This is a genomic window from Streptomyces sp. RGM 3693, assembly GCF_050471125.1.
Lineage (GTDB): Bacteria > Actinomycetota > Actinomycetes > Streptomycetales > Streptomycetaceae > Streptomyces.
On record NZ_JBMPPQ010000001.1, the window covers coordinates 1,944,076 to 1,962,125 of the forward strand.

The window sequence follows — 18,050 nt, forward strand, 5'->3', positions numbered from 1 at the left end:
CGGGGGTCGGACCGCGGCAGAGAGGGAGCGGCACGCCTATGGGTACTGACATCCGGCACGCGGTGGTGATGGGGGCGGGCATGGCGGGTCTTGCGGCCGCCCGTGTCCTGGCCGACAGCTGCGAGGCCGTCACGGTCATCGAACGCGACAGGCTTCCGGACGCTTCCGGGCCCAGGGCAGGGGTACCGCAGGGACATCATGTCCACGGCCTTCTCGCCCTCGGTGCCGAGGTGTTCGAGGGGTACTTCCCCGGACTGCGGGCCGAGTTGGAACGGGCCGGCGCGCCGGTGTGGGACTGGGGCGAGGGGCTGTGCGCCGTGCTGCCCCACGGAACCCCGCCACCCACACCGATGGGCATGCCGATCCAGACCTTCTCCCGCCCCCTGCTGGAGCACGCCCTCCGCCGCCGGGTGACCGCGTTGGAGCGCGTCACCTTGCGGGACGGACTCACCGTCACCGGTCTGCGCACCGCCGGCCCCGGCAAGGTCGTCGGCGTGCGCGTCAAGGACGGTGACGGCGAGGACGAGATCGCCGCTGACCTTGTGGTGGACGCCTCGGGCCGCTCCTCCCATCTGCCGCAATGGCTGGCCGCCCTCGGCCTGCCCAGCCCCCGCACGACGACCGTCGATGCGCAGGTCGGCTACGCCTCACGCACCTACTCCTACCCGGAAGGCCAGGCCCCGCCCTCATGGATGGGCCTGCTGCAACCGCTGCGAGCCCCCGACTTCCCCAAGGGCTGTTACGCGATCCAGATCGAGAACAACGCTCTCCACGTCACCCTGCACGGAGCCGGCGACACCCAACTACCGTGCGGTGACGAGGACTTCCTCGCCTACGCCAAAACGCTGCGCGGTCCCATCGCCGAAACCATCGCCTCCCTCACCCCCACCTCCGCCGTGCGCCGCTACGCCCGTACGGTCAACCGGAAGATCGCCTACCACCGCCTCGCCCGCTGGCCCGACGGGCTGATCGCCCTGGGCGACTCGGTGTGCACCTTCAACCCCGCCTACGGTCAGGGCATGACCGTCGCGGCCCTCGAAGCCCGTCTCCTGGAGCAGATGCTCCGCAGTCGTCGCACCCGCACTCCCCTCGACGGACGGGATTTCCAGAAGCGACTGGCCCGTATCACCGTCTCCCCGTGGCTGATGGCAACCATCCCCGACCACGCCTGGGGACACCCACGTTCCGCCTGGCCCATCAAGGCCGGAAACTGGTTCATGAACCGCCTGATCGACACCGCCCCGCACGACCCGAGGGTGTACACCACCTTCTCCGGTCTCTTCCACATGACCGCGGGGCCCCTGGCACTGGCCGACCCACGCCTGCTCTCCAGCGTCCTCGTCCGCCCCCGCCCAGGCGAGAGCCTGCGCACGACCACGGCCTGAAACCGCGGCCATCGAGCCCCCGAAAGCGCGCTCTCGGGGGCTCCGTCGGAAGGTTCCTCCGGGCTGCCGGAGCCGGAGGTGGACGCCCCGTTCCGACGGCTGTCCCACCGGGGGGTCGCCTCAGGAGACGACGGCCTCGCGTTCTCCGGACCGCTGGCCGGGCAGGAAGGGCGGCTCCGACTCCGACTCCGGCTCGGTGGTGCGGACCGGGGCGGTGCCCGTCAGGCCCGCGCGGTGGGCCTGCACGCCGGCGCGTACCGCCCAGAAGTAGAAGCCGACGGCGGATACGCCGACCAGCGCTACGTCCACGCCGCCGGGCAGGACGCCGTGGCCACCGAACTCCGTACTGCCCAGGGCCGACAGCACCGACAGCCACAGCAGGAAACCGATCAGCCACCAGGCCGCGGCGAACTGCCGGGCCAGGTTCCGCTCGCCGCGGCGGCGCAGCACCAGCGCCGCGATCGGCACGGAGACCAGCACAAGCAGGGTCACTTTGCCGGTGTTGGGCCACTTCGACCAGTACAGGGCGCATGCGGCGAAGGCGAAGGTGATCGGACAGAGCACCGAGGCGGCCGGCAGGCGGAACGGGCGCGGCAGCTCCGGCTTGGTCCGGCGCAGGACGCCCACCGCGATGGGGCCGATCAGGTACGAGACGACCATGGCGGCCGAGATGACGCTGGCCAGGGCCTCCCAGCTGTGGCCGATGGTGAGCAGCAGGAGCACGGAGAGGCCGAGGTTGAGCCACATCGCGGGGCGGGCGGTGCCGTAGCGGGGGTGCACCTCGGCGATCTTCTTGGGGAAGAAGCCGGTCTCGGCCAGGCTCTGCGCCAGGTACGAGGCGGAGGCCACGTTGCCGATGTTGGCGCCACAGGGCGAGATGAAGGCGCCGAACTGGAGCAGCGTGACGACCCAGTGCAGCATCAGCAGCTTGGCCAGGTCGGCGAAGGGGGAGGCGAAGGTGATCCCGTGCCACCCGCCTGCCTCGGCGAGCTTCTCCGGCGGGACCGAGCCGAGGAACGCGACCTGAAGGGCGAGGTAGATCACCAGCCCCAGGGAGAGCGCGCCGACCAGCGCGAGCGGGATGGCCCGGCCCGGGTTCCGGGCGGCGCCGCCGAGGTTGACGACGGCCTGGAAGCCGTTGAAGGCGAAGACGACACCCGAGGTGGTGACAGCCGTCATCACGGCGGACCAGCCGTTGGGGGCGAAGCCGCCGTGGCCGGTGAAGTTGTCCGGGTGGAAGCCGGAGGCGATCAGCGCGGCGACCGCGAGCACCGGGATGGCGAACTTCACCAGGGTCAGCGCCGTGTTGGCCCGGGCCAGCAGGGCGACCGACCAGTAGCAGGCGAACCAGAGGGCGAAGGTCAGGAACAGGGCCATCGCCATGCCGGAGGCCGTGAGGCTGCCGTCGGAGACGAGCCCCTTGGCCCAGCCGAAGCTCCAGGAGGACATGTACTGGGTGCCCGCGATGGACTCGATCGGGATCAGGGAGGCGGTCGCGATCCATACCGCCCAGCCGCTGACGAAGCCGAGCACCGGCCCGTGGGAGATCGAACCGAAGCGCGCCATTGCGCCGGGCAGTGGGTAGGCGGCCCCGACCTCGGCGTACGACATGGCGATCATGCCGATGAAGACGGCCCCGACCACCCAGGCGACCACCGCCGCCGGGCCTGCGACCTGCGCGGCCTGACCGGCCCCGAAGAGCCAGCCGGAGCCGAATATGGACCCCAGCCCGATCATGATCAGAGCGAAGAGGCTGAGGTTCTTCCTGCTGGCCGCGCTCATGTCCATGGAGGGCTACGTCCGTTCTGCTGTGCGAAAAGATCCGCACACACCATAATTGAACTTTTTCGCTAGTTTGTTCACGTCTCCCCTTGGCCATCGATCATCGATCGAAATCCGGGAGGAGGGCAGTGTCGGTCACCACGCCAGGCGGCTGCCACATCCGACGGGGCAATCCCGGGGACGCCACGGTGGCCGCTGCGGCGCCGCCTGGCCCCTGCCCCGGTTCGTTGTCACCCGGGCCGGCCGACCGGGCCCTGCCACAGCTCGGCCTGGACTCCCTCATGGGCATGGAGCTCAGGAACGCCATGCAGCAGCGGCTCGGCTGCGACTTCCCGAAAGCATCGAAACCCACTGGCGGCCACACCCCGCCGCCTGCCACAGACAGCTGCGCTACCGGCCCTACGGCGGCCTGGGGACGACCAGGACCGCGGCTCAGCGCAGACCGTCGTCGTAGCTCTCGGACCGACGGTCGAAGGCATGGTCCACGGGACTCGGCGGTACTGGATCGGAGCGGCGCCCGTGCGCGGACGGCCACCAGTTCCACCGCCCTGCCAGGACCATCGTGGCCGGGACCAGCAGGCACCGCACCACCGTGGCATCCACCGCGACGCTGATGATCAGGACCGTGCCCAGCAGTTGCATGACGGCCAGGGACGAGAGGGCAAGCGGCAACACGGCGGCGATCATCGCCAGGCATGAGGCGGTGACCAGCCGTCCGGTGCGCCGGAGGCCGGTGGTCACGGCGGTCCGGTTGTCGACGCCCCGTCGATACTCCTCGCGGATCCTGCCGACCAGGAAGACCTCGTAGTCCATGCTCAGGCCGAAGACGATGCAGAACACCAGCGGTGGCAGCAGCGGATCGGTCACACCCGTCGCGGTGCCGCCCAACCAGCGTGCCAGGTACCCCTCCTGGAAGAGCAGCACCATGGCGCCGAACCCTGCGGTCATGCTGAGCAGGTTCATGGCCAGTGCCTTGACGGGGATAAAGGCGCTACCCGTGTACACCAGGAGCAGTACCCCGACCGCCAAGCCGATCCCCACTGCCGCGAGTCCCGACACCTCGACGAGCGTGTGTTGGGCGTCCATCAGCTCAGCGGTCTCACCACCCACCAGCATCCGACCGCCGGGCACTTCGGGTCCCAGCGCACGCAACGCCCGTACGAGACCTTTGGCTTCCGCGGAGTAACCACTGGCCACATCGGTGGACACCTCGAACCAGATGCCCCGCCCGGGAGCGGTCCGTCGCCCGGACGTGACCTCGCCCAGGGCCGTGCGCACGCCGTCGCGCCCCCTGCCGTCCGGGGCCGAGACCGAGACCACGTGCCGCATCCGCGAGACCTTCGCGGCGAGACGTTCCCCCGCAGGGGAGCCTGGCGGGGTGTCAGGCAGCGCCACCAGGGGGGTGGCGGAGGTGACTGCCGGGAATGCGTCCCGCACGCGTTCCATGGCGGCGCGCTGCGGGTCGTTGACGGGCAGCCAGCGCTCATCGATGAACCCCCACTGGACACTCGTGAGTGGCAGCGCCAGCAACACCAGGACACCGGCCGCCGCGGCGAGCACCAGGAGCGGGCGGCGCAGCACCCAGCGTGTGAAGACCGCCCAGCCGCCGGTGTCGTTGCGGGGCTCCCGCAACAACCTCCCCCACTCCAAGTGCTGGCCGGCCCCGGTCAACAGCGCGGGCACCACCGTGGGCCACGAGCGGAACGCTGATCAGCTCGGACCGCAGCAGTTCGGCACGGCTGCGCTCGGCGAGTGCACGGTCGATGGCGGCCCGGCCGGTCACCGTGACGGTGAGACCCGGCGGCCGCTCACCGCTGTAGAGCTGCGCCAGCCGTGCGCCCACGCGTGCGACCTCGGCGTCGCCGCCGCGCAGTCGGACGGCAATGAGCGTGGTGTCCCCGTCCTTGGAACGCAACCGCGGATCGCCCGTCGTCCACCACGACCGAGCAAACACGACGCCGTCCGACCGAGCAATCCGATCGGTGAGCCGACGACCGGCCGCGGCCACCTCCGGCCGCTCCGCCGGCGCAGCCGAGCGCACCTCCACGAGCAGCTGCGGCACACCTCCACCGAACCGCTCCTCCAACACCCGTTGCGCGTCCGCGGACTCGCTGGTCCGGTCGACGTACCCACCAGGAGTGGTGTGTCCCGCCACCAGCACGGAGAGCGGCGCGGAGGCCAGGGCCGCGAGGAGCACGAGCATCAGGGCGGCCCAGAGACCGAGACGACGTGAGGTAGGCAGCGCATTCACGTTCTGTAGTTCATCGAAGTCAATCTGTTATGGCAAATGTCAGGAAAGGGGCAGCGTGGCGGCCCGCGAGGGCCCAGTCGGCCGTCATCGAGGGCGCGCCAACGCCGACATCAGCGGGGAGCGCAGTGGACGCCGAGGATCCCGCGGCGGTGGCCGTGGCGCCGGCAGAACCACCTTTGTGCAGACCTCCGCTGAGCCGGGTGGGACCACGCCCGCCCCGCCGGGCCACGTCAGGCACATGAGCCAGGCAGGGGCGCGTTTCGCCGGCGGGCACTGATTCACGAAGACCCCTGTACACCCCTGCGACGTTGCGCGATTCTTACTCCGATGGACGAGGTGGCTGGAACCTGCAGTTGATAGCCGCAGGCAAGTTCGCCAGATGCTCTACCAGGTCCCTGAGGAGCATTACCGTGCAGCAAACCGCGCCGTTTCCGTACATGCTGGACCTACTGCCTCGTGATCGGCGATGGCTGCCCTGGCGCTCCTTCCGCCCGCCGCCTGCACGCACGTTGGCGGCGCGGTTGCCTCCCCTCCCCGCAACGTGACATGCGCGAGATGGCGACATAAGCCCCGGTTCTTCTCCGGTGGCCGCGCGTCCCCATGGACACCGATGGCACTGATCAGCCCTGGCGCAACCCTCCGGCCGTTTCTGATCCAGCACGACCATGACGGCTGGGCACACGTGAAAGCAGGTAGCAGCAGTCATGCGGCTCGAAGATTTCGGCAGCACCATTCCCTTTCCGCCGCGAATCAATCCGTACCTGGAAGTCATCCGTGCCGGCCACGAGCGATGGCTTCGGCGGTACCGCCTCATCGCAGATGACGCCGACGCCGAAAGCTTCAAGGAATGGAAAATGGTCGAGTTGGCCGCGCGGGCCTATCCAGAGGCCACGGCCCGCGGCCTTCGCATCGCTGCCGACGCGCTGGGGTGGTTCTTCCGGTTCGACGACCTTTTCGACGGCGGTCCGCTCGCCTGCGATATCGCCCGGGCGTCCCAAATCGTCGCGGCCGTAACCGGCATCGCAGGCGATCCCTGCTTCATGTCGGAGGTCGACGAGGTGCCAGTTGTCGGGGCATTCCGTGACATCCGGAGAAGAAGCGTGGAGGGTATGTCGCCTGAATGGGTTGAGCGTTCAGCCGATCGGTGGCGCGGATACTTCCAGGGGAACCTGAAGGAAACCATGATCAGGGCCGACGGGGCGCCCCTCTCGCTGAACGAGCTGATCAGGCTGCGTCGTTACACCATCGCCGCGGCACCCTCAGCCGATTTGAACGAGTGCGCCTGCGCCTTCGAGATCTCCGACGAAGTGGCGCTGAATCCGTACTTCCAAGGCATGGAAGCCGACACAGCAGACGCCATCATCTTCGTCAACGACCTCTGGTCGGCGAGCAAGGAAGAGTCGGCCGGGGAGCCGTTCAACGCCATCTCGGTCATTCAGAGCGAAGCCCACTGCGATCGCCGAACGGCGCAAATCAAGGTCGCCGGTCTCCTGGATGACCGCGTTCGCCGATTCACCCATCGAAGGGCGATCTTCGAAGATTGGCTGGGCGGCCAACAGATATCAGAACGCGAACGCTCGGCGGCGTTTCACCAGGCGGCGCATCTACAGGACTGGATTCGCGCAAACTACGATTGGTCACTCGAATCGTCTCGCTACCACGAATGTTCGTAGGGGACGCCGGGGCCGTTTCCCACCGTCCGAGGATTACCGGCTCATAGAAGCACGGAAACCGCAGGAGACACCCGCCGGGGCACTGATACGTGCACCAGTGCCCCGGCATGCGTCTCTTGCGGTTTCGAAAGGCGTGTGGCGTGCGCTCCCGGCAGCAGCCCAAGAGCTACTTCCGGGACAGCCACCGCCTCAACAGGCCCCACCAGGACGAACGCGTCTTCGGCGGGCCGGCGGAGGAACTCGACGGGAGGGCTTCATCCGCGACTCCCCGGCTGCCGCCGGCGGAATCCTGGAGGACGTCTGTGCCGTGCGCATCGTTCCCCGAGCCACCGATCGACGCCCGGCGACCTTGGGGACTTGCCGTGAACTTCACCGGGAGCGCGGTCAGATGGCGGGCGATCCAATGGGACACCCACTTCAGATCGCTCTCGGGAACGGCCAGATCGATATCGGGCAGCCGCATCAGCAGGACGTCGATTCCGGTGTCGATGATGGCCCGACCGATCTCCTGGCCGGGGCACTCGTGCGGACCACCGGTGAAAGCGAGGTGGGAGCGGTTGCCCTGCATGGGTACGGACAGATCGGGGCGGATGACAGGATCGGCGTTGCCGGCGGCCAGACCGAGCAGGAGCATGTCCCCGGCCTTGATGGACTGGCCGGCGAGTTCGGTGTCGCCGGTGGCCCACCGGGCGGGCGCCACTGCGGTCGGCGGCTCGTCCCACAGCATTTGTTCCAGTGCGTCGGGCAGGGTCATGCTGCCACCCGCGAGCGATGCCCGGAAGCGGGGATCGGTGAGCATCATGCGCAAGGTGTTCGCGGTCAAATTGGTGGTGTTCTCGTTCGCGGCGATGACGACGAGCCGCAGATGTTGCACCACTTCCTCGTCGGTCAGCTTGGCCGAGTGAGTCATCAACCACGAGGTGAAATCGGGACCAGGGGCCGCTCGTTTGTGGGCAACGAGCTGCTCCAGAGCCTTCACCACGTATTCGTTGCTCTGGAAAGCCGTCTCCGAGCCCTTGAGCAGGTCACGGGTGGCTTCGACCAACTCCGCACCCTCCTCGTCGGCCATTCCGAGAAGCTGCGCCACGACGCGCAAGGGAAGTTGCTCGGCGAACTGGCTGACGAGGTCGGCCTGTCCGTCGCCGACGAAGTCATCGATCAGTTGGTTGGCGGACCGGGTGACACAACGGCGAATCCCGCGGCGGTCGAAGCGGGCCATGCTTTCGGTGAGCGCGACGCGAAACCGCTCATGCTCCGCGCCGTCCATGAAGAGGCAGACGGGCTGCCAAGCGAGGGCCGGCATGAGCGGTGAGTCCGCTGCGACCTGGTTTTCCTTGAAGCAGTGCCAGATACGTGAGTCGTGGCTGAAACGGGAGGGCGTACGCAGCACTTCGAGGTTCTCCCGGTAGCCGAGGACCAGCCAGGCCGGCAGGTCACCGTCCACCAGGACGGGCGCCACGGGGCCGTGCTTGGCACGCAGCTTTTCGTAAAAGCCCGGGGCGTCGTCGACCGCCTCGGGACCGAAAAGCCGCGCCAGTCCGTCGGTGTCCCCGGCGGGGGCATGAGCGGGACATTCCGGGGGCGGTCCAGAAGCGGAAGTCGTACGGGGCTGGTGTGCGTGAGAGGCGGTCACCGGGTCTCCGGAGCTGTGGTGGTGAGGGCGTACAGATAGCGGATGAGGGTCAGCAGGGCATCGCGGCTGGAGCCACGGTCACGGGCGTCGCAATCGACCATGGGTACGTCATCGGGGAGATCCATGGCCGCGCGAAGTTCCGACATGGGATAAGAAGGGGCGTCCGGAAAGGCGTTGATGGCGACGACGAAGGGCAGACCGCGTTCCTCAAGCCGGCCGATCACGTCGAAACTGTCGTCCAGACGCCGGGTGTCGATCAGGACCACCGCCCCCAGCGCGCCCTCGAAGAGGCCGTTCCACAGGAACCAGAAACGCTGCTGGCCCGGGGTCCCGAAGAGATACAGCACCAGCTCGCTGCTGAGGCTGATCCGGCCGAAGTCCATCGCCACGGTCGTCTCGGTCTTGCGCTCGACCCCGGCGATGTCGTCCACCCCGACACCGGCCTGCGTCATCGTTTCCTCGGTGGTCAGCGGACGGATCTCACTGACCGATCCGACCAGGGTGGTTTTCCCCACCCCGAAGCCACCGACGATCACTACCTTTACCGCGGTGGAAACCGAGGCCGGCAGGGTGTCCTCGCTCCGGGGGCCGACGACGGGCTCAGAGATTTTGCAGTCCATGCATCACCGCCTCCAACAGTTCGACATCGGGCAACGACGCGGCCGGGATCGGCGCCCGGGCTTCGACATGGCCGCTGTCCAGCAATTCCGCGAGCAGTACCGTGACCACGCTGACCGGAAGATGGACGTATGCGGAGATCTCCGCGACCGACAGTGGGTAGTCGCATATCCGGAGGATCGCGCCCTGCTCCGGCTGCATGCTCGAAGTGGGCCGGTTCCGGGTCACGATCAGCGTGACCACGTCCAGGGGGGCCGATGCGGACGGGACGCTCCGGCCGGACGTAAGGATGTAGAGGCGTTCGGGACCGCCTTCTTCCCAACTCCGGCGCTTTTCTGGTTCTGCGTCGCTCATGGGACCTGCCGGTCGGCCCGCGGCGGGCTGGTGAGGTGCTGACCGATCCGGGCGACCAAGTCCCGCATTCCCTGTCCCATGAGGCCGGCGTCCACGTTGTCATCGGCCAGCACCGCCAGATACGCCCCGGCGCCGGCCGCCATCAGGTAGAAGAAGCCGCCGTTGACCTCGATGACGACGAGCTTCATCTGCCCTTCGCCGTGCGGGAATTCCGTGGCGATGGCCGCCGAAAGGCTTTGCAGACCGGCACAGGCCGCAGCGAGGCGATCCGCGGTGTCCTCGTCCGTGCCGTACTGAGCCATACACAAACCGTCCGAGGACAGCACCACGACATCACGGGTGTGCGGAACACTGGACGCCAGGCCCTCAAGCATCCAGTTCATATTGAGTCGCTGCTGTGTCACCACTTACTTACTCATCCTTACCTAATGACTCAGTTACGCTCGGGCTCTTTATCGCTCAGGCCGTCGGGACGATGCGCCGGGGACTCGGCTCGGGGCTCGCCGGAGATGCCCTCCTGGAACGCGGCTAGCCACATCCCGGCCTGGGGGGGAGGAGCGGCTGACACCGGGGCGTCGGATGCAGTGGTGGTGGGCGACGCAGCGGGCCTCTGCCGCAGGGGCGGAATCATGGCGCGGGTGCGGCGCCTGCGCTGCGGGAGCCCGTTGGCACCACGCGGAGAGGCGGTGGGCAAGGGCTCCTCGACGGTCCCCTCCACGCGGCGGATCGGACCCCCGCGGCGTCGGGGCGGCGGGAGGACAGCGGCCTTGGCGATGGCTCCGCCGGGCACCGGAGTCGCGGTGATGAGCTCCGGCGGGACGATCAGGACCACGCGTACCCCGCCGTACGCGGAGCTCCGGAAAGAGACCTTGAAGTCGTTCGTGCGGGCCAGTCGGCCGACCACGGCCAGGCCGAGCCGTGGTGACTCACCCAGGTCGTCGAGGTCGATTCCGGTGGGGGAGTCCTGTGCCAGCGCCTGTTCGGCGCGCATACGGGCTTCATCGGTCAGGCCGATCCCGGCGTCCTCCATCTCGATGGCCACGCCGGTCTGGATCTCGGTCGCGGTCAGATGGACTCGTGTCTGGGGCGGTGAATAGCGGGTGGCGTTGTCAAGCAGCTCGGACAGGGCGTGGATCAGTGGCTCGACGCCGCGTCCGAGAATGCCGACCTCGGCCACGGAGTGCAGATCGACGCGCTGGTAGTCGATGATCCGGGACATCGCACCGCGGAGCACGTTGAACAGCGGGATGGTCTGCTGCCACTGACGGCCGGGCCGGGCCCCACCGAGTACGGCGATGCTGTCCGCGAGCCGGCCCACCAGCGCGGTGCGGTGGTCGAGTTGCAGCAAGTCGCCGAAGACTTCCGGGTCGTTGCCGTGCTTGTCCTCCATCTCCCGCAGTTCCTGGGCCTGTTGGTGGACGATGGCCTGGACGCGTCGAGCGATGTTGACGAAGGCCCGCTGGGCGGAGTCGCGCAGGTCTTCCTCGGCCTCGACGGCCTCCAAGACGTAGCGCAGCACTGCCCGGTAGGCGGCTTCGAACTCGGGGCTGACACGGGAGACATGGACGACGTTCCGGAGTACTTCCTCGGTCCGAATGCCCTGCTGAAGCTGGGCCATGGCCGCGGGCAGGGTCTCCTTGGCCATCCGTACGGTTTCGGCTTCCTGCTCGGCCAGATGGCTTTGCAGGAGGGACTCACGCTCGGCGTACCGCTGACGCAGTTCGTTGAGCGCACGTCCTCGGCGTGCCGTCTCCCCGGCTGCGATGGCCACCGCCACCGTAGCGACGATGCCGATCGCGGCGACCGGGGCACGGGCCATTGACGGCGTCAACGACACGGCCACGGCCGTACACACAGCCAGGAGTACGGATGGCAGCAGCCATATTGGGGCGGAGGCGGGCCCCGGCCCTCCGGGGGGCGAACCAGCACGAACCATCGGCATCCTCAGAGCGCTAATGGGATGGACAGGGCGATAAACATGGCGTCCGTGGGCACCATGGGGAGGCCGCCTGCACAAGATCGACAGCCGTGGGACCGCGCTCACCAACTGCTTGGCCACAGCGCATTCCCAGGCGGCGTTCCACACGCATCGGGCCGGGTCCCAGGACGCCCGAGCTCTTGTGCGATCGGCGGCACCATGGCAGCCAGCGGTGACGTGTGGTAACCGCCACAACTCGCTGCGCGACAGCGAGCATAGCGGGGTCGGGTGTGTTTCTGTGGCCTGAGTGCGTATAACACATAAGTGCACTCGTGTACGAAATCCAGAAGGATCGTCTGGCCCTGGGATTCAGTGGGTTCGGGGATCGGCTGGTCCACCGGACGGGCTCTGCCGGAGAGGCAGTGCTGACTTGCGAAGACGCGAGGTTGCGAACGTCGAGCGGGTATCCGGTGCGAAAGTCGGGGTGTCTTGGGGTAGTTGAGCGCCGCGGGTGGGGTTGGGGTCGGGTGTTGTGGTCGGCCGGGCGGCGGGGCAAGGCTGTTGGGGATAGCAGGGCGGTGGACTGTGGCGGTCTCCAGGCGCCCCGGGCGTACGAGGTTGGGGGACAGGGTGGCCGCCCCGGCAGGCGAAGGGTGCCCCTTCGCAACTGGTCGCCGTCGGGAGCTCTCGATGGCGCAGTGCGAGGCTTCAGCCGCTTCGTTCGTCTGCGGGCTATTACGTGCAGGTCGTCCCCCCCCGTGGCGCATGGTCCGATCGGCGGGGCGTGGGTCACCGGTGACGGGCCGACGAAGGACACCGTCAAGCCCTTCCGACGGCAACGTGGTGACGCGTGTGCGCTACGCGTCGCCCGAGCAGGTCGACTGCGCCGTTGCAGCCCGGACCTGTGCGGGCGGCAATCCTGCGGCCTGAACGAGGCCCGTGAGAAGGGCGCGACCCTCACGACCGGTGGCGGCCACCAGATCCCGTCCTTCGAGCCGACCGTCCGCACGGGGGATGACGTCGCGGACGGGGGCGCGAATGGCGAGCCTCCGTCCGCGACATTGGCCGGGATCTACGGCCGTGACCGCTCGATCCGCCGGCGGCGGCGAGGCCGGCGCGGCAGGTGCCGGGGAGGCGTGACGGCCCGCTGTCGCAGGGCCGGGGAGGGGCGTTGGCCCCTGCCCCGGCCCTCGTGGCGGGTCAGGGCCAGAGCCGGTCGAGGTCGAGTTGGAGGCAGTGGAGGCCGTCGGGGCCGCCGAGGGTCAGCCGGCCGGACGGGGAGAGCGCCAGGGTGTTGCAGCGGTGGAGCAGGGGCAGCGTGTGGACGGCTCCGTCGGCGAGGTGCCAGAGGTGGAGTTCGGCGTCGTTCCACGCGGCGGCGAGGACCGGGCCGACGGGGGTGTCGGCGGCGGCCAGGGCCGTGACGAGGGCCGGCCGCCGGTCCACGGGGGCCTCCATCGGATCCCCGGAGGTCTCCCACAGGCGGATCGTGCCGTCGAGGGCGGCGCTGAAGACGAAGGTGAGGTCGTCCTCGGGCAGACGCAGACAGGCGGTGGCGGTGACGGGGGCCGAGTGGACGCGGCGGGTGTGCGGCAGCGGCCGGTACTCCGCCAGCGACCACAGATGGACGGCCCCGCTCGCGTCGCCGACGACGGCCGTTCCCGTCCGACCGCAGGAGCCGAGGGCGGTCGGACGGGAAGGTGCGGAGGTCAGTGCCGCCTCGCCGTGATGGGCGGCGAGGTGGCCCAGAACGGTGGCGGCCATGCCCTCGTCGTCGGGCGTGAGGGGACACAGGGGCCCGCTCTCGTCGAATAGCAGCACCGTGTCCGGGTCGGCTGCGGCGATGCCGTAGGGGCGGAGCGTCGCGGGGGAGGGCAGCACCCCGGTGCGTTCGCCGGTGGTCGGGTCGTGCAGGCAGAGGCGGCCCAGCGGGTCCGCGACGAGCAAACTGCCGTCCTTGCCCGGCAGGAGGCAGTGGGCGGCCACCGGCACGTCGTGGCGGGCCCAGCTGGCGGTCCACGGGTGTGCCTGGGCCAGGGGGCGCAGGTACTCGGTAAGGGTGGGGCTGGTGGTCAGGGCGGCGGCGTGCAGGAGGGCGGCGCGCTCGGGAGCGTCGTCCGCGGCGGTGGACAGGTGGGGTGCGGCGCGGTTCCAGATGGCGCGCAGACCGGCGGGGGTCACGGTGGTGCTGTCGCGGAGCGCGGCGGTGATGGCCGTGGGGGAGCCGTGGACCAGGTACCCGGGGTCGGCGAGCAGGGCGCGGGCGGCGCTGCCGCCGTCGTCCGTGCCGAGGGCGGCGTCGAGGATGTGTTCCCGGGCGGACGGTGGTGCCTGGTCCCAGATCGGCCTGCCGGCGGCCGTGCGCGGGACGGTGGCGTCGAGGGATGCGAAGTCCGCGGGCGGGGCGTCGCCGGGTGCGGTGGCGGCCGGAGGCGTGGTGCCGGCATACGGGGCGTCACCGAGGTCGATGGCCCAGGGGGCCGCGACCTCGTCGGCGAGGAGATCGGTGGTGCCGGTCTCGGCCACGGCCCGTACGTGGGGCAACCGCAGGAGGGGGACGAGGAGTTCGTCGACGATCTGCCGGGGGCCCGCCGGGCCGTCGCCGGACGCGCCGCGGCCGGCGAGGTGGAGGTCGGGCACCAGGAGCAGCAGTGGCCGTTCGTCGGCTGCCACACGGTCCAGGAGGCGGTGCGGCGGCAGTGGGCCGTAGCCGAGCTGGCGGCTCATCTCCCAGGCGACGGCGTCGGTGATCAGCCCCGCGGCGGGGACCGTGGCATGCGCGGTGGTCCGTCGGTCGGCATGCGAGCCGACCAGGAGCCAGGCGAGCAGATGGCTCTTGCCGCTGCCCCGGGCGCCGCGGAGCACGCACAGCCGCGGGAGGCTGCCGTCGGTGGTGGCGGCCCAGTCGAGCAGGGCCCGGCCGGCGTCCGCGCGGCGGTCGTCCAGCGGCGGCCAGGCCGCCATGTCGGGGGCCGGGACCGGGGCCGGTGTCGGGACCGGTGTCGGGCGTGCGGTGGTCATCGTGCGGTCATCCCCCTGCCGAGGTCATCACTGTTCGGCTGTCCGGGCGGCGGCCTCGCGCAGCAGGCGGATGCCCTCGGCCCGGGACGCGGCGGTCTCGCCGTACGGGAAGTTGTGGGTCAGTTCGGCGTCCGGGAACATCTGGCCCAGCCATAGCGAGCAGTAGTGGCCCGGCTGGAAACAGGACTCCAACTCCGTGTGGATCCTGGTCACTTGCCCGGGCTCGACGCCCGCGCCGCGCAGTGCGGACCACAGTCGTTCCTCGGGGTGCAGGCAGATGCCCCCGGAGCGGGTCACGACCTGCTTCTCGCCGTCGGCGCCGACGTACTCAAAGGCCGCGTACCACTCGGTGCTCGCGGTGTCGCGGATGTCGTCGAGGACCTGCGGCCACCAGCTCTCACGGTCGGCGAAGGCGGCCTCGTCCAGGGCCCGCAGCCGTCGTTCCGCCGTGGCGAACGCCTCCGCGGCGGTCTCCGGCAGGTCGGTTCCGAGGAGGGTGCGCAGCGCCTGGTCCAGTTCGAGGAGGGACCGGGCGAACTGCTCGGGGGAGGAGTTCACGAACCTGCTCGGTTCCTGGAAGCCGAGCAGTACCGCCCGCACCCCGCCCTCGGGGGTGACGCAGATCTCGAATCCGCGGTCGGTGCCCAGGCGGGCCAACTGCCGGTACTCCTCGCCGATGTCCTCCAGCCCGACGGACTGTGCATAGGCGTTCAGCGGGACGGGGTCGTCGGCGGAGGTGGAGAAGTAGGGGCCAACCTGCCAGGGGACGGCCACCTGGGCCAGGCGCCGGACGCTCGCCGGCGCGGTGGTCGGATCACCCACCGTCTCCTGTCCGAAATGCCGCAGTTCACCCTCGGGGACTGTCATGGGGGCTCCGCCTAACCGACCGTCTCGTACACGTCTGAGAGGACACCGTCCCACGTCGGCAGGCGCGGGGCGTCCTCGGCCTCCCAGTCGAACTCCTCGGACCAGACCGGCTCCACCCCTTCGAACGGGAGCGGGTCGACGCTCTGCATGCGCTCACGGAGGGAGACCGCCACGCCCTCGGGGTCGGGAAGGTCCTCCGACACCGTGTAGTCGTACTGGGGCCGTTCGAGTTCGAGCAGATAGAGGAAATAGAGGAAGGTGTCGAGGCTCCGGTTCAGCGGCTGCGCCGTGAACTCGCCGTCCGGCAGGCAGTGGACGGCCCCGGAAACCGGATCCAGGGCGATGCCGTCGTCATGGATCTCGCCCAGCACCAGCCAGTTCTCCCAGCCTGCCGGCATGTCGTGGTACTCGGAGAAATAACTGAGCTGCGCGCACCGGCGGAACCTGCTGGGCCGCTCGTCCACGAAAAGCCCGCCGTCGATCTGGAAAAAGGAACTCCGGTCGTCCGGTAGGCCGGTGGTGGCCAGGAGCGAACGCGTTGCCTCATCGAGCTCGGCCGGCAGCTGCTCTTCCGTCAGCGTGATGAGATCCGCCGGAGGGAAAACCGACTCCATCATTGATCGGTCGGTGAGGTGCGGCATGTTCCGTCCTGTCGGCTGAGGTGAAAGAATTTCGTGATCTTAACGGAGGCGGCTTCTCCGGGTCAATTTCCGCTCCGGCTGCTTCTTCGGTTACTTCTTGTGCCGGTTGATTTTTTTCAGATGCTGCTCCATTTCGTCGTTGCCCTTCTTCTTGGACTCCGCCGTTTCGCCGTACTCAACCGTGTGCGACACCTTGACGTCATCCGGCAGATGCTTGGACATCCAGGCGCTGCAATCCCTGGTGCCGGGGCCGGTCGTGCACGGTTCCCGCTCGGTGTAGAGCTCTGACATCCCGTTTGATTTCCCGGAGTCGAGGAAGGGGATGCCGACCTGGCGTTCCGAGTGCATGCCCGGCCATTTACTGCGTCCGACGAGGATGAACTCGTCTTCCGAACCGGGCTGACCGTACCGTGCCGCGGCATAGTTCCGGCTTGAGAATTTCCCTTTCGTGGTCCGCCCGTAGTCACCCGGCTTACTGCCCGGACCGGTATTGGAGTGCCGCGCCAGCTCGGTTGCCCGGGAGAGATCCGTACTGCCGAAGTCGACTTGCTTCGAGGGTTTCCGTTTCCGTTCTCCGGCGGGCGGCAACGGGTATTTGCTGGCCTCCCGCCGGGGCACGTGATCGTCGCTCAGCAGCCCTATGGGCGTGAGCCGACTCCGGTCCTTGTCGGTGAGGTCCTCGTGCCCGGCAGAGGAGAGGCGGGTGACCTTCCCCTTGTCGCTCACGTGGTAGGTCGGCGCCTCACCGTTCGACTTCTTCTGGATGCCCTGGAGCGTGGTCGCGATTCCGTCGTCGTTCTCGCGATGGTTCAGCTTCATCTGCTTGACGCCCTTGACCATCTGGTCGTCGAGATGGTCGGCCGTCCGCTTGACGCCGTTCTCCAGCCCGCCGATGGTCTTGTCGATCATCGGGGCGGCGGCGTTGGCGATGGCGTCCTTGCCGCGGGTCCGGCCGTGGTGGCTCTTGGCCCGTCCGATCTTGCCGCCGGCCTTGTTGCGGAAGGTGCCGCCGGCGCCCTTCAGACCGGTGACCACGGAGTCGTGCGCCTCCGGGTCGAAGGTGAAGCTGCCGCCTCCGCCTCCTCCGCTGCCCCCGCTCCCGCTTCCCTCGCCGGCGCTGAGCAACTGCATTCCGCCGGCGGCGGCCTTCCCCGCGTCCTTGCCCGCCTGGGCCGCGTGGCCGACGTCGATGCCCTTCTGCACTCCCAGGGCGTTCGCCCCCACCTGGACCACGAGGTCGCCGACCATCGCGCCGATGGCCTCCTCGATCGGGGTCAGGGCGATGCTGACGATCTGTTCGACGACCTGCTGGCAGACCTCTTTGATGATCCTTCGGACGGCGAGTCGGGTCGCCTGCGTACCCGCCAGCGCCCCCACCTCCGACAGGCCGAAGGTGAACGGCGCCGCGGCCTGCGCGGCGATCACCTCCGCCGCCAGAATGGCGAGTTGGGCAATGGCGGCGATCTTGGCGCCCTCGATGAGGACGGCCACCCCGTCCATGGCGGTCCCGGCCAGGCGCCCGCACTCGGCGAGCCCCTTCAGATGTTTCCCGTTGACCTTGCCCCAGTGGGCCTCAAGGGCCGCCACTCCCAAGGATCCACCGGCCGAGCCCACCAGGCCCTGGATCACCTGGTGGGCCTCGTTGGCGCCGTCGTCGATGTCGTCAGCGAACTCCCTCAAGGAATCCGCCATGGCGCGGTAGTCGTCCTCGTCGACATTCGGCCATGAGACGCCGATGATGTCGAGAATCTCGTCCGCCCACCCCGGCAGTACTACGCCCACGCCACACGTCCCTACTGCCTGTACCTACTCGTTATCTACTCGTTGGTTCATCCGGTCAGACGCGCTCATTCCACTTGATGGTTCCACTTGACGGCTCCTCAAGGGGGGAAAAGCCGGGAAAGCGC

At 69.0% G+C, this 18,050-nt stretch carries 13 protein-coding genes and 2 pseudogenes; 3 read left to right on the forward strand and 12 right to left on the reverse strand.

Annotated elements, in window-relative coordinates:
* Positions 1 to 38 precede the first annotated feature (38 nt).
* Positions 39 to 1,385: an NAD(P)/FAD-dependent oxidoreductase gene (locus tag ACO0M4_RS08245; protein ID WP_430369088.1), complete on the forward strand. Its 1,347-nt coding sequence runs from the start codon at positions 39 to 41 to the stop codon at positions 1,383 to 1,385.
* A gap of 120 nt (positions 1,386 to 1,505) precedes the next feature.
* Here ACO0M4_RS08245 and ACO0M4_RS08250 read toward each other — a convergent pair whose 3' ends face one another.
* Complete coding sequence (locus ACO0M4_RS08250; RefSeq protein ID WP_430369089.1) at positions 1,506 to 3,173, reverse strand: APC family permease; 1,668 nt, start codon at positions 3,171 to 3,173, stop codon at positions 1,506 to 1,508.
* 182 nt (positions 3,174 to 3,355) lie between these two features.
* Here ACO0M4_RS08250 and ACO0M4_RS08255 point away from each other — a divergent pair.
* Positions 3,356 to 3,490: pseudogene (locus ACO0M4_RS08255) on the forward strand (acyl carrier protein); the annotation flags it as partial.
* 109 nt (positions 3,491 to 3,599) lie between these two features.
* Here ACO0M4_RS08255 and ACO0M4_RS08260 read toward each other — a convergent pair.
* Together ACO0M4_RS08260 and ACO0M4_RS08265 are read right to left on the reverse strand one after the other, a co-directional pair.
* Positions 3,600 to 4,799, reverse strand: coding sequence for an MMPL family transporter (locus ACO0M4_RS08260; protein WP_430369090.1), 1,200 nt, complete (start codon positions 4,797 to 4,799; stop codon positions 3,600 to 3,602).
* Positions 4,800 to 4,920: 121 nt separating this feature from the next.
* Positions 4,921 to 5,370, reverse strand: a pseudogene (locus ACO0M4_RS08265) (MMPL family transporter); the annotation flags it as partial.
* Between the two features lie 752 nt (positions 5,371 to 6,122).
* Between ACO0M4_RS08265 and ACO0M4_RS08270 the strand changes: the two are divergent.
* The gene (locus ACO0M4_RS08270) at positions 6,123 to 7,091 is read left to right on the forward strand and encodes a terpene synthase family protein (RefSeq protein ID WP_430369091.1); all 969 of its coding nucleotides are present in this window, start codon (positions 6,123 to 6,125) and stop codon (positions 7,089 to 7,091) included.
* A 166-nt stretch (positions 7,092 to 7,257) separates the two neighbouring features.
* Here the strand turns inward: ACO0M4_RS08270 and ACO0M4_RS08275 are convergent, their stop codons facing one another.
* The 9 genes from ACO0M4_RS08275 to ACO0M4_RS08315 form a co-directional block, all read right to left on the reverse strand.
* Positions 7,258 to 8,724 carry a cytochrome P450 gene (locus tag ACO0M4_RS08275; protein WP_430369092.1) on the reverse strand — a complete coding sequence of 489 codons (1,467 nt, stop codon included), beginning with the start codon at positions 8,722 to 8,724 and terminating at the stop codon, positions 7,258 to 7,260.
* Positions 8,721 to 9,344 carry a GTP-binding protein gene (locus ACO0M4_RS08280; protein WP_430369093.1) on the reverse strand — a complete coding sequence of 208 codons (624 nt, stop codon included), beginning with the start codon at positions 9,342 to 9,344 and terminating at the stop codon, positions 8,721 to 8,723. Before ACO0M4_RS08280 ends, ACO0M4_RS08275 begins: the two co-directional genes overlap by 4 nt.
* Complete coding sequence (locus ACO0M4_RS08285; RefSeq protein WP_430369094.1) at positions 9,325 to 9,696, reverse strand: DUF742 domain-containing protein; 372 nt, start codon at positions 9,694 to 9,696, stop codon at positions 9,325 to 9,327. Before ACO0M4_RS08285 ends, ACO0M4_RS08280 begins: the two co-directional genes overlap by 20 nt.
* Positions 9,693 to 10,079 carry a roadblock/LC7 domain-containing protein gene (locus ACO0M4_RS08290; protein ID WP_430369095.1) on the reverse strand — a complete coding sequence of 129 codons (387 nt, stop codon included), beginning with the start codon at positions 10,077 to 10,079 and terminating at the stop codon, positions 9,693 to 9,695. The genes ACO0M4_RS08285 and ACO0M4_RS08290 overlap by 4 nt, the downstream gene beginning before the upstream one ends.
* A gap of 50 nt (positions 10,080 to 10,129) precedes the next feature.
* A complete protein-coding gene (locus ACO0M4_RS08295; protein ID WP_430371297.1) occupies positions 10,130 to 11,515 on the reverse strand; it encodes an ATP-binding protein in 1,386 nt (461 codons plus the stop codon).
* 1,299 nt (positions 11,516 to 12,814) lie between these two features.
* Positions 12,815 to 14,635, reverse strand: coding sequence for a WD40 repeat domain-containing protein (locus tag ACO0M4_RS08300; protein WP_430369096.1), 1,821 nt, complete (start codon positions 14,633 to 14,635; stop codon positions 12,815 to 12,817).
* A 27-nt stretch (positions 14,636 to 14,662) separates the two neighbouring features.
* The gene (locus tag ACO0M4_RS08305) at positions 14,663 to 15,502 is read right to left on the reverse strand and encodes a nucleic acid/nucleotide deaminase domain-containing protein (RefSeq protein WP_430369097.1); all 840 of its coding nucleotides are present in this window, start codon (positions 15,500 to 15,502) and stop codon (positions 14,663 to 14,665) included.
* Between the two features lie 11 nt (positions 15,503 to 15,513).
* Entirely contained in the window at positions 15,514 to 16,143 is a 630-nt protein-coding gene (locus ACO0M4_RS08310) for an SUKH-4 family immunity protein (RefSeq protein WP_430369098.1), read from the reverse strand.
* 90 nt (positions 16,144 to 16,233) lie between these two features.
* A complete protein-coding gene (locus ACO0M4_RS08315; RefSeq protein ID WP_430369099.1) occupies positions 16,234 to 17,925 on the reverse strand; it encodes a nucleic acid/nucleotide deaminase domain-containing protein in 1,692 nt (563 codons plus the stop codon).
* Positions 17,926 to 18,050: the final 125 nt, after the last annotated feature.

What these genes read in the sequence shown, in the direction of transcription:
- ACO0M4_RS08300 (WP_430369096.1), bottom strand. Translation starts at nt 14,635, where the DNA reads ATGACCACCGCACGCCCGACACCGGTCCCGACACCGGCCCCGGTCCCG.
- ACO0M4_RS08305 (WP_430369097.1), bottom strand. Translation starts at nt 15,502, where the DNA reads ATGACAGTCCCCGAGGGTGAACTGCGGCATTTCGGACAGGAGACGGTG.
- ACO0M4_RS08290 (WP_430369095.1), bottom strand. Translation starts at nt 10,079, where the DNA reads ATGAACTGGATGCTTGAGGGCCTGGCGTCCAGTGTTCCGCACACCCGT.
- ACO0M4_RS08245 (WP_430369088.1), top strand. Translation starts at nt 39, where the DNA reads ATGGGTACTGACATCCGGCACGCGGTGGTGATGGGGGCGGGCATGGCG.
- ACO0M4_RS08250 (WP_430369089.1), bottom strand. Translation starts at nt 3,173, where the DNA reads ATGGACATGAGCGCGGCCAGCAGGAAGAACCTCAGCCTCTTCGCTCTG.
- ACO0M4_RS08285 (WP_430369094.1), bottom strand. Translation starts at nt 9,696, where the DNA reads ATGAGCGACGCAGAACCAGAAAAGCGCCGGAGTTGGGAAGAAGGCGGT.
- ACO0M4_RS08295 (WP_430371297.1), bottom strand. Translation starts at nt 11,515, where the DNA reads ATGGCCCGTGCCCCGGTCGCCGCGATCGGCATCGTCGCTACGGTGGCG.
- ACO0M4_RS08270 (WP_430369091.1), top strand. Translation starts at nt 6,123, where the DNA reads ATGCGGCTCGAAGATTTCGGCAGCACCATTCCCTTTCCGCCGCGAATC.
- ACO0M4_RS08310 (WP_430369098.1), bottom strand. Translation starts at nt 16,143, where the DNA reads ATGCCGCACCTCACCGACCGATCAATGATGGAGTCGGTTTTCCCTCCG.
- ACO0M4_RS08280 (WP_430369093.1), bottom strand. Translation starts at nt 9,344, where the DNA reads ATGGACTGCAAAATCTCTGAGCCCGTCGTCGGCCCCCGGAGCGAGGAC.